The following is a 10490-nucleotide window of genomic DNA, read 5'->3' as shown; positions in this document are numbered from 1 at the left end:
TCCCCTCCCGTCGCCGGGCTTCAGAGCGCCGTCGCATCGCGGCGTCGCACGTCCTCGGAATACCTTCCAGGTATTCCTGCGGGTTGCTCCTTGCGCTGCTCGGCGCTCTTCGCCCGGCTCGGTCCGGAGATTTCTTCACAACCTCTGAGGCGCGAGACGGCGTGACGGGCTCCGGCAGCGAGGCCGCGGACGCGGCGGCACGGCGCGTGCGCGAGGCGATCGCGGCGGCGATCGCGGGTCGCGATCTCGGCGAGCAGGCCATGCAGGAGGTCGTCGACGTGATGATGAGCGGCGCCGCGACCCCGGCGCAGATCGGGAGTCTGCTCACGGCGCTTCGTATGAAGGGGGAAAGCGTCGACGAGCTCGTCGGGACGGCGCGCGCGATGCGCGCCCACATGCTCCGCGTACCGTGGGGGGGCCTCGCCGTCGACACCTGCGGCACCGGGGGGGACGGCGCCGACCTCTTCAACGTCTCGACGGCGGTCGCGTTGGTCGTGGCGGGCGCGGGCGTCGCCGTCGCGAAGCACGGCAATCGCGCCCAGTCCGGCCGCGTCGGCGGCGCCGACGTGCTCGAGACGCTCGGTGTTCGCATCGACCTGCCGCCGGACGGCGTCGCCCGTTGTCTCGAACGGGCGGGCGTCGGCTTCTGCTTCGCGCCTCGCTTCCACGCGGCCATGCGCTACGCCGCGGGTCCGCGTCGCGAGATCGGGCTCCGCACGATCTTCAATTTGGTCGGTCCGCTCGCCAATCCCGCCGGAGCGACGGTGCAGCTCGTCGGTGTCTCGGAGCCGCGGTGGACCGCGCCGATGGCCGAGGCGCTCCGCCGACTCGGCACGACGCGCGCCCTCGTCGTGCACGGCTCGGGGCTCGACGAGATCAGTACGATCGGGCCGACGCGGGTGAGCGAGGTCGGATCCGACGGCGTCCGCACCTATGACCTGGCGCCCTCCGACTTCGGGCTCGCTCGATGCGACGCGCCGCCGCGCGTCGCCGACGCCGCCGGCAGCGCGGCGATCCTCCGCGACGTGCTCGCCGGAGTCGGGGGAGGTGCGCGCGACCTCGTCCTGGTGAACGCCGCGGCGACGCTGGTACTCGCCGGTCGCGCCGCGGACTGGCGCGTGGGCATGGCCGTCGCGGCGGCGACGATCGACGGCGGCGCGGCGGCGCGGGCGCTTGCGCGTCTCGTCGAGACGAGCAACGAGTACGAGGACGGAGCCCGACCCGCATGAGCACGCTCCAGGCCATCGTCGACCACACCGCGCGGGAGCTCGAGGCGCGTCGGCGCGCCCGGCCTCTGCGGGCGCTCACCGAGGCGCCGCTCTTCGCGCGCCCGCGCCGCGACTTCGCAGCCGCGCTCCGCGCACCGGGACGACGCATCGTCGCGGAGGTGAAGCGCGCGTCGCCGTCGCTCGGCCGCATCCGCGACGATTTCGATCCGGTGGCGATCGCGACCGGCTATGCGGCCGCGGGCGCTGCCGCGATCTCCGTGTTGACGGAGGAGCGCTTCTTCGAGGGGAGCCTCGACTACTTGGCCGCCATTCGCGAGGGCGTCGACGTTCCGCTTCTTCGCAAGGATTTCCTGTTCGAGCCGTATCAGGTGTACGAAGCGCGGGCAGCGGGCGCCGACGCGTTCCTCCTGATCGCCGCCATCCTGCGGACGGAGATCATTCGCGAGCTCGTGGCGCTCGGCCGCGAGATGAGCATGACGGCGCTCGTCGAGGTTCACACCGCCGAGCAGTTGGAGCGCGCGCTCGCCGCCGACGCGAGCGTCGTCGGCATCAACAATCGCGACCTGGACACGTTCGTCACCCGCCTCGAGACCGGTCTCGAGCTCGTCGGCTCCGTGCCCGCCGACCGCACGGTCGTCGTCGAGAGCGGGCTCAAGACCGCCGCGGACGTCGGGCGCTTCGAGGCGGTCGGCGTCCGTGCGTTCCTGATCGGCGAGGCGTTCATGCGCGCCCCGGATCCCGGGGCGGCGCTGCGCGGGCTCCTCGCGTGACCGCAGTGCGCGAACGCCCCCTCTGCGTGAAGGTCTGCGGCATCACGCGCCCCGAGGACGCCGTCGCCGCAATCGAGTCCGGCGCCGATCTCCTCGGCTTCAATTTCTATCCGAAGAGCCCGCGGTACATCGCCCCGGATGACGCGGCGCCCATCGTCGCGTTGCTGCCGCGCCGGGTGCTGGCCGTCGGTGTCTTCGTGGACGCCGAGCGGCCGGCCGTGGAGCGCGCGCTCGCGACGGCGAAGCTCGGGCTCCTGCAGTTCCACGGCCACGAGAGCCCGGACTACTGCCGGGGCTTCGCGGTACCGGCGATGAAGGCGCTCCGCGTGGCGAGCCTCACCGATCTCGAGACGGCCGCCGCGCCGTACCCCGAGGGGTGGCTGCTCGTCGACGCGGCCGACCCGACCCGCTACGGCGGCACAGGCCGGGCGCTGCCGATCGAGCCGGTCGCGCGGGACCTCGCGCGGCGGCTCTTCGTCGCGGGCGGCCTCGCGCCCGACACCGTCACCGACGTCGTGCGCCGCCTCCGTCCGCTCGGCGTCGACGTCTGCTCGGGTGTGGAGCGCGCGCCCGGCATCAAGGACCACGCGCTCCTGAGAGATTTCGTGACCCATGCCAAGACTGCCTGATCAGCGCGGCCACTTCGGTCCGTACGGCGGCCGCTACGTGAGCGAGACGCTGATGCCGGCGTTGCTCGAGCTCGAGCGCGCGTACAACCGCCTCCACAAGGAAGCGCGCTTCAGGCGCGACCTCCGTGAGCTGCACGAGCGCTACACCGGACGCCCGACGCCGCTCTACTTTGCGGAGCGCCTCACACGCGCGCTCGGCGGGGCGCGCATCTACTTGAAGCGCGAGGATCTCTGCCACACCGGCGCGCACAAGATCAACAACACGCTCGGCCAGATCCTGCTCGCGAAGCGCATGGGCAAGACGCGCATCATCGCCGAGACCGGTGCCGGTCAGCACGGCGTCGCGACGGCCACCGCGGCGGCGCTCTTCGGCTTCAAGTGCGAGGTCTACATGGGGAGCGAGGACGTTCGGCGTCAGGCGCTGAACGTCTTCCGCATGAAGCTCCTCGGGGCGACCGTCCACCCCGTCGACTCGGGGAGCCGCACGCTCAAGGACGCGCTCAACGAAGCGATGCGCGACTGGATCACGAACGTGCGCGACACCTTCTACATCATCGGCTCCGTGGCGGGTCCCCATCCGTACCCGATGATGGTGCGTGACTTCCAGTCGGTGATCGGCCGCGAGGCGCGCCGGCAGATCCGGCACGTCGCCGGGAAGCTTCCCGACGTGCTGATCGCGTGCGTCGGCGGGGGCAGCAACGCGATCGGCCTCTTCCACCCGTTTCTCGGCGACCGCAACGTGCGGATGATCGGCGTCGAGGCGGCGGGGCGCGGCGTCGAGACCGGCCAGCACGCCGCCTCGTTGACGGCGGGCCATGTCGGGGTCCTCCACGGCAACAAGACGTATGTGCTCCAGAGCGAGACGGGGCAGGTGCAGATCGCGCACTCGATCTCGGCCGGGCTCGACTACCCGGCGGTCGGCCCCGAGCACAGCTATCTCAAGGACAGCGGCCGCGTCGGCTACGAGACCGTCGGCGACGAGGCCGCCGTGGCGGCGCTCCGCATGCTGGCGGAGCGGGAGGGCATCCTCGCCGCGCTCGAGAGCTCGCACGCCGTGGCCGCCGCGATGCGCGTCGCGCCGACGCTGCCGCGGCGCGCGATCGTCCTCGTGAACCTCTCCGGACGCGGCGACAAGGACATGGAGACGGTCGCGGACTACCTGGGGATCCGGCTTCGCGAGCCCGGGGAGGAGCGCGCATGAGCCGGATCGCCGAGACCTTCGCCCGGCTCCGGGCCGAGAAGCGCGCGGGGTTCATCCCGTTCATCATGGCGGGCGATCCGGACCTCGACGTCACGCGCGAGCTGCTGCGGGCGGCGCTCGACGCCGGCGTCGATCTCATCGAGCTCGGGGTGCCGTTCTCCGATCCGATGGCCGACGGACCCGCGCTGCAACGCTCGGCGGAGCGCGCGCTCGCCGTCGGCACGACGCTCACGGGCGTGCTCGATCTCGTGGCCGAAGTGCGGCGGGACTCGCCGGTGCCGATCGTGCTCTTCGGCTACGCCAACCCGTTCCTGCGTTACGGCGCCGAGCGGCTTGCCCGGGACGCGGCGGCGAGCGGCGTCGACGGCGTCCTCTGCGTCGACATCCCGCCGGAGGAGGCCGACGACCTCGAGCCGGCGCTCGCCGCCGCCGGCCTCGACATGATCTTCCTCCTCGCGCCGACGAGCGACCGTTCGCGGATCGACGCCGTGCGCGCCCGGGCGCGCGGCTTCGTCTATTACGTGTCGATCACCGGCACGACGGGTGCCGCGGCGCCCGATGCCGCGGCGGTCGCGGCGATGGTCGACAACGTGCGGTCTCGGGTCGGCCTGCCGGTCGGCATCGGCTTCGGGATCACGGGGCCCGAGCAGGCGGCAACGCTCGCGCGTGTCGGCGACGCGGTCGTCGTCGGGAGCGCGGTCATGCGGCTCGTCGAGGAGCACCCGGGCGCCGCGTTCCTGCCGGCGGCGCGCGCGCTCCTGCGGAGCCTGGCGGACGCGGTGCACGCGGCGCGCGCGTGAGCGCCCGTCCGTCACGGAGCGGCGGATGACGACGTCCGCCGCCGAGCTCTGGACCCGCTGCGACGGGTGCCGCGAGCTCGTCTACCGGAAGCAGCTCGAACGTCGTCTCTACGTCTGTCCCCGCTGCGGGCACCACCAGCGGCTCACCGCCGAGCAGCGTCTGCAGCTGCTCCTCGATCGTGGGACCTTCGTCGAGCGCGACGCCGGGATCGGGTCGCGCGACGTCCTCGGGTTTCCCGACCAACCTCCCTACGCCGAACGGTTGCGCGAGATGCAGGATCGCGCCGGCCATCACGAGGCCGTGATCACGGGCACCGGCCGGATCGGCGGGAGGGAGGTCGCGATCGCCGTCTTCAACTTCCACTTCCTCGGGGGCACCATGGGATCGGCCGTGGGGGAGAAGCTCACGCGCTTGATCGAGCACGCTTGCGCGGCCCGCCTGCCGCTCGTCATCGTGTCGGCCTCGGGCGGCGCGCGCATGCAGGAAGGCATCCACTCGCTGATGCAGATGGCGAAGCTCACCGGCGCGCTCGGGCGTCTGCGCGAGGCCGGCGTGCCCTACGTCTCGATCTGCACGGACCCGACGACCGGCGGCGTCGCGGCGTCGGTGGCGCTTCTCGGCGACGTCAATCTCGCCGAGCCGCGTGCCCTCGTCGGTTTCGCCGGGCCGCGGGTCGTCGCGCAGACGTTGAACGAGGAGTTGCCGGCGGAGTTCCAGCGCGCCGAGTTCCTCCTGCGGCACGGCATGCTCGACGCGGTCGTCGAACGCCGCGATCTCCGCCGGACGCTGGCGCGCGTGCTCGCGCTCCTGCCGACGCGAGGCGAATCCGCCGACGGCCGCGGGCGCTGACCCGCGATGGCGGTCGACGCGTACGTCGCCACGCTGGCGTGGCTCTATCGCCTCGAGGCGCGCCACGGCATCGACCTCAAGCTCGAGCGGGTCCGGCGCGCCGCCGCCGTGCTCGGCCATCCCGAGGGCGCGGCCCCCACATTCCACGTCGCCGGCACGAACGGGAAGGGCTCCACCGCCGCGATGCTCGCCGCGATGCTCACCGCGGGCGGGGTGCGCGTCGGGCTCTACACGTCGCCGCACCTCGTCTCGTTTCGCGAACGCATCCTGATCGCGGGCATGCCGATCACGGAGGCGGCCGTCGTCGACGGTGTCGCGAAGATCCGCGGCACCCTCGGTCGGGCGATGGACCTCACGTGCTTCGAAGTTTCGACGCTGCTCGCGTGGGGGGCGTTCCGGGCCGCGGCCGTGGATGTCGTCGTGCTCGAGGTCGGGCTCGGCGGTCGGCTCGACGCGACGAACCTGGCGACACCGGAGGTGGCGGTGGTGACGAACGTCGGGTTCGATCACGAAGCCTGGCTCGGTGATACGCTCCCGGCGATCGCGCGGGAGAAGGCGGGGATCGTGAAGGCGGGTGTGCCGGTGGTGTCCGGCGCGAGGGGCGTTGCGGGCGACGTCGTGGCGGCGCGCGCGCGGGAGGTCGGGAGCCCGCTCGAGGTGCTCGGCCGCGACTTCGCGCTCGAGCCCGATGCCGACGGAACGCTCGCGTATCGTTCGGCTCGCGGGGTGATCTCGCCGGTGACGCTCGGCCTCGCCGGTGCCCATCAGCGGCGGAACGCCGCGCTCGCGGTCCGCGCCCTCGAGCTCGTGCCGCGCCTCACGCCGTCCGTCGCGGCGATTCGTGCCGGGCTCGCCGACGTCCGCTGGCCCGGGCGCCTTCAGGTAGTGTGCCGCGAACCCCTTGTGCTATTGGATGGCGCCCACAATGCGGCGGGTGTCGAGGCGCTGGCGGAGGACGTGCGCGTTCGTGCCGCCGGGCGCCGTGTGCGGGTACTGTTCGGCGTGATGCGTGACAAAGGGTGGCAGACCATGCTGCGGGGGCTCGCCGAGGTGACGTCCGAGATCGTCGTCACGCGCCCGCGCCAACCGCGGAGCGCCTCGCCCGCCGACGTCGCGGGTGCGGCTCCGTGCCCCGTGCGCGTCGTCGACGATCCCGTGGCGGCGTATCGCGAGCTCCTCGCCACGAGCGCCCCGGACGACGTCGTGGTCGTGGCCGGCTCGCTCTTCCTCATCGGCGATCTCCTGCCCGTGATCGATCCGTCGCTCGCCGTGGCGGCGGAGCGTGAGCGTGCCGCGGCCGCGCTCGCCGGGCGATGCTGAGCCGCGTCGCACGGGTCGTCGCCGCGGCGCTCTGGCTCGGCGTGCTGACGGGCTCCGTGGCGGCCCGCGACATCCCCGGACTCTCGCACCTCGGGGAGAGCGAGGCCGGCGAGGTGATCATCGACGCCGAGCACGTCGAGTACGACCAGCGCGCGAACGTGGTGACCGCGCGCGGCGCGGTCAAGATCACCCGCGGCGACATGACGCTGACCGCGGACACCGTGGAGGTGAACCGCACCACGCAGGTGGCGAACGCGAAGGGCAACGTGGTCGTCGTCGACCCGCAGGGCACGCTTTCCGCCGACGTCCTGACCCTCGATCTCGTGCAGGAGACGGGGTCGATGGACGAGGGCGCCGTCTTCCTGAACGCCAACCGCTACCAGCTCTCCGGCCAGCGCTTCGAGAAGTCGGTCGGGCAGAGCTACCGCGTCGTCAACGGTCGCTTCACGACCTGCGTCTGCAAGAAGGACGAGTCGCCGAGCTGGAGCATCCGCGGTCAGCGCATCACGCTCGACCTCGAGGGCTACGGACGCGTCAAGGGTGGGACGTTCGCCGTTCACGACGTTCCGATCCTGTACGTGCCGTACGGGATCTTTCCGGTGCGCCGCGAGCGGCAGACCGGCCTGCTGTTCCCGCGCTTCGGATACTCGAATCGGCGGGGCTTTCAGTTCGAGCAGCCGTTGTTCCTGAACTTCAACAAGAGCCACGACGCGACGGTCTCGGTGGACCTCGAGACCAAGGCGCGCGTCGGCGCGCTCGCCGAGTATCGCTACGCGCTCAGTCCCGACACCCTGGGCGAGGTGAGCGGCTCGTACTTCAACGAATCCATCCGCGGCGCGAGCTCGGAGGACGTCGTCAACACGAACATCGCCGACCCCAACATCCCGATCGACCGTTGGAGCGCCGGCATGACGCACGACCAGTGGCTGCCCTACGGCTTCAAGGGATACGCCGACGTGCTGCGAGTGAGCGACGACCTGTTCCTGCGCGAGATCAACGTCTTCACGTTCAATCCCGGCGTCGACGTGGCGCTGCGGACGCGGCGCTTCGAGCGTTCGCGGCTTGCGGTCGAGCGGGTGTTCGACGACGGCCTGCTGCTGGCGACAAGCACCTGGTACCAGGACTTCATCAATCCGGATCGCTACGTGTTCCAGGCGCCGCCGCGCTTCGACGCGTGGACGCAGTCACGCTTCTTCGACGACCGCGTGCTCGTGAGCTTCACCGGCGGGGCCGTGAACTACACGCGCGATCGCGGCTACGACGGGCAGCGGATCGACCTCCGTCCCGAGGTCGAGCTGCCGTGGCGGTACGGCTCGTTCGTGCGCGGGTCGTTCCGCGGCGGTTTTCGCGAGACGGCCTATCACCTCGAGGACACGAGCGTGCCGACGCAGGTCAACACCAACCCCGCCGATCCCGGGAGCCAGCCGCCGAGCATCCTGCCGGCCCTCGATCAGAGCGCGAGCCGCGAGCTCTTCTACCTCCGAGGCGACGTCGGCACCGCGGTGTCGCGCGTCTATCCGTTCGAGCGGTTCGGGCTGGTGCGCCTCAAGCACACGATCGAGCCGGAGGTCGGGTATCTCTTCGTGCCCCGGACGGACACGCGCCAGGCGGCGCTCCCCCTCTTCGACGACGTCGACCGCGTGAACCAGCGGAGCGTCGCGACCTACGGCGTCACGAGCCGAGTCCTCGGACGCCTCGCGGCGCCGCCGTCCGCCGCCGACCACACGGAGCAGCATCGGCACTCGGTCGCCGAGCATGCCTCCCTCGACGGGACCCGTGACGAATCGGAGGCGCTCGGCACGGGCGTGGAGGCCGTGCCGACGGCGGCGGCGTCGGGGGGCATGCGCGAGCTCGCGCGCTTCTCGCTCTTCCAGAGCTACGACTTCGCGAACGCGAGCGGCGACTTCATCGACGAGGTCGACCCCGACACCGGGGAGGTCCTGCGCGGGAAGGGGAGCCGGGCGTCGGACCTCTCGGTGTATCTGCGCCTCACCCCGTCGCCCTTCCTGAGCTTCGAGGGGCGCACCGACTACAGCGTGACCGGGGAGGGCACCAAGAGCGCGACCGTGGGCCTTTTCTTGACCGATTGGCGGGCCGCGGCGGACGATTTCGAGCTCCAGGCCTTGCGCGGCCGCACGCGAGTCGGCATCGGCTATCGCTTCGTCGCCAACCAGGCCGTGGAGGAGGTAAACGGGAGCATGCTGGTGCGCTTCATGAAGCAGCTCTACGGCGCCTACGAGGCGCGATACGACAATCGCAGCGGTCGCTTCCTGGAGCACCGGTACGGCCTCAGGTTCGTCTCGAAGCAGGAATGCTGGGTCGTCGATCTCGGCGTGTCCGATCGGGTGAACCCCGACGAAACGGAGGTGCGATTCTTGGTGTCCCTGGTCGGCCTCGCGCAGTTCGGCAAGGAGCCGTTCCGACAGTCGCTCGGCGCCATCGCGGCGCCCGTGCACGGCTTCATGGGCGAATGATGAAAGGCGTCATTCTCGCCGGCGGCCTCGGCACCCGGCTCCACCCCCTCACGCGCATCACCAACAAGCATCTGCTGCCGGTCTTCGATCGGCCCATGATCTACTATCCGCTGCAGGCGCTGATCGACGCCGGCATCCGCGACATCCTGCTCGTGACCGGCGGCAACAACGCGGGCGACCTCTTGAAGCTGCTCGGCAACGGCAAGGACTTCGGCCTGCAGCACTTGAACTATACGTATCAGGAGGGCGAGGGCGGCATCGCGGCCGCGCTCTCGCTGGCGGAGCACTTCGTCGACGGCGAGCGGGTGTGCGTCGTGCTCGGGGACAACATCATCGAGCGAAACTTCGCGGCGTCGGCGGCGAAGTTCGCGCGGGGCACCGAGGGCGCGCGCATCCTCCTGAAGGCGGTGCCCGATCCCGAGCGCTTCGGCGTGGCGGCGTTCCGCGGCAAGCGCATCGTCGCGATCGAGGAGAAGCCGCGCCGTCCGAAGAGTCGCTACGCGGTCACCGGCATCTACATGTACGACGCCCGCGTGTTCGACGTGATCCGGACCCTGAAGCCGTCGGGACGCGGCGAGCTGGAGATCACCGACGTCAACAACTGGTATCTCCGGCAGGGCGAGCTCGGCTACGAGATCCTGCGCGGATGGTGGACCGACGCCGGCACCTTCGAGGCGCTGCACCGCGCGGGGAATCTCGTGGCGCGGACCGGCGCGAACAAGCTCGACCCGCCGCGCGCGAAGACGAGGAGAAAGCGATGATCCAAGGCGTCCACCTGAAGCGACTGACCGTGCATACGGACGACCGCGGCTTCCTCATGGAGGTCCTGAAATCGGACGATCCGTGCTTCCAGACCATCAAGCAGACGACCTACACCGAGGCGTTTCCGGGCGTCATCAAGGCCTTCCACTGGCACCGTCGGCAGTGGGACATGTGGTTCTTCGTGCGCGGCATGGCGCAAGTCGTGCTCCACGACCTGCGGCCCGAGTCGCCGACGCACCGGCAGACGAACGTGGTCGTGATGGGCGACCGCGCTCCCGGTCTGCTCGCCATTCCGGTCGGCGTCGCGCACGGCTACCGCGTCCTCGGACACGAGCCGGCAGGGCTGCTCTACCATACGACCGAGGCGTACGATCCGAAGGACCCCGACGAGGAGCGCATCCCCTTCGACGATCCGACCATCGGATTCGACTGGACGACGCGGCCGCGCTGAGATC

The 10490-nt window shown here is 71.1% G+C and carries 10 protein-coding genes; all 10 read left to right on the top strand.

The window, feature by feature from the left end; genetic code table 11:
• The first annotated feature begins 206 nt into the window (after positions 1 to 206).
• Genes trpD through IT293_22290 form a run of 10 tightly spaced genes read left to right on the top strand, consistent with a single transcriptional unit; the run spans position 207 to position 10486 of the window.
• Positions 207 to 1229 carry an anthranilate phosphoribosyltransferase gene (gene trpD, locus IT293_22335; protein MCC6767398.1) on the top strand — a complete coding sequence of 341 codons (1023 nt, stop codon included), beginning with the start codon at positions 207 to 209 and terminating at the stop codon, positions 1227 to 1229.
• Positions 1226 to 1999, top strand: coding sequence for an indole-3-glycerol phosphate synthase TrpC (gene trpC / locus IT293_22330; GenBank protein MCC6767397.1), 774 nt, complete (start codon positions 1226 to 1228; stop codon positions 1997 to 1999). Before trpD ends, trpC begins: the two co-directional genes overlap by 4 nt.
• A gap of 5 nt (positions 2000 to 2004) precedes the next feature.
• A complete protein-coding gene (locus IT293_22325; GenBank protein ID MCC6767396.1) occupies positions 2005 to 2628 on the top strand; it encodes a phosphoribosylanthranilate isomerase in 624 nt (207 codons plus the stop codon).
• Complete coding sequence (trpB, locus tag IT293_22320; GenBank protein MCC6767395.1) at positions 2612 to 3829, top strand: tryptophan synthase subunit beta; 1218 nt, start codon at positions 2612 to 2614, stop codon at positions 3827 to 3829. The genes IT293_22325 and trpB overlap by 17 nt, the downstream gene beginning before the upstream one ends.
• Positions 3826 to 4629 (top strand): tryptophan synthase subunit alpha, encoded by an 804-nt coding sequence (locus tag IT293_22315; GenBank protein ID MCC6767394.1) that lies wholly within the window; start codon positions 3826 to 3828, stop codon positions 4627 to 4629. Before trpB ends, IT293_22315 begins: the two co-directional genes overlap by 4 nt.
• Positions 4630 to 4654: 25 nt before the next feature.
• Positions 4655 to 5479 carry an acetyl-CoA carboxylase carboxyltransferase subunit beta gene (locus tag IT293_22310; protein ID MCC6767393.1) on the top strand — a complete coding sequence of 275 codons (825 nt, stop codon included), beginning with the start codon at positions 4655 to 4657 and terminating at the stop codon, positions 5477 to 5479.
• A gap of 6 nt (positions 5480 to 5485) precedes the next feature.
• A complete protein-coding gene (locus IT293_22305) occupies positions 5486 to 6799 on the top strand; it encodes a bifunctional folylpolyglutamate synthase/dihydrofolate synthase (protein ID MCC6767392.1) in 1314 nt (437 codons plus the stop codon).
• Positions 6793 to 9273 carry an LPS-assembly protein LptD gene (locus IT293_22300; GenBank protein MCC6767391.1) on the top strand — a complete coding sequence of 827 codons (2481 nt, stop codon included), beginning with the start codon at positions 6793 to 6795 and terminating at the stop codon, positions 9271 to 9273. The genes IT293_22305 and IT293_22300 overlap by 7 nt, the downstream gene beginning before the upstream one ends.
• Complete coding sequence (locus tag IT293_22295) at positions 9273 to 10034, top strand: NTP transferase domain-containing protein (GenBank protein MCC6767390.1); 762 nt, start codon at positions 9273 to 9275, stop codon at positions 10032 to 10034. Before IT293_22300 ends, IT293_22295 begins: the two co-directional genes overlap by 1 nt.
• On the top strand, positions 10031 to 10486 hold the full coding sequence (locus IT293_22290; protein MCC6767389.1) for a dTDP-4-dehydrorhamnose 3,5-epimerase family protein: 456 nt from the start codon (positions 10031 to 10033) through the stop codon (positions 10484 to 10486). The genes IT293_22295 and IT293_22290 overlap by 4 nt, the downstream gene beginning before the upstream one ends.
• The last annotated feature ends 4 nt before the right edge of the window (positions 10487 to 10490 follow it).

Source organism: Deltaproteobacteria bacterium (assembly GCA_020848745.1).
Lineage (GTDB): Bacteria > Desulfobacterota > Binatia > UTPRO1 > UTPRO1 > UTPRO1.
Note: the sequence above shows the minus strand (reverse complement) of the source record. Positions and strands in the feature narration are given on the sequence as shown.

What these genes read in the sequence shown, in the direction of transcription:
- trpC (MCC6767397.1), top strand. Translation starts at nt 1,226, where the DNA reads ATGAGCACGCTCCAGGCCATCGTCGACCACACCGCGCGGGAGCTCGAG.
- trpB (MCC6767395.1), top strand. Translation starts at nt 2,612, where the DNA reads ATGCCAAGACTGCCTGATCAGCGCGGCCACTTCGGTCCGTACGGCGGC.
- IT293_22315 (MCC6767394.1), top strand. Translation starts at nt 3,826, where the DNA reads ATGAGCCGGATCGCCGAGACCTTCGCCCGGCTCCGGGCCGAGAAGCGC.
- IT293_22310 (MCC6767393.1), top strand. Translation starts at nt 4,655, where the DNA reads ATGACGACGTCCGCCGCCGAGCTCTGGACCCGCTGCGACGGGTGCCGC.
- IT293_22305 (MCC6767392.1), top strand. Translation starts at nt 5,486, where the DNA reads ATGGCGGTCGACGCGTACGTCGCCACGCTGGCGTGGCTCTATCGCCTC.
- IT293_22300 (MCC6767391.1), top strand. Translation starts at nt 6,793, where the DNA reads ATGCTGAGCCGCGTCGCACGGGTCGTCGCCGCGGCGCTCTGGCTCGGC.
- IT293_22295 (MCC6767390.1), top strand. Translation starts at nt 9,273, where the DNA reads ATGAAAGGCGTCATTCTCGCCGGCGGCCTCGGCACCCGGCTCCACCCC.
- IT293_22290 (MCC6767389.1), top strand. Translation starts at nt 10,031, where the DNA reads ATGATCCAAGGCGTCCACCTGAAGCGACTGACCGTGCATACGGACGAC.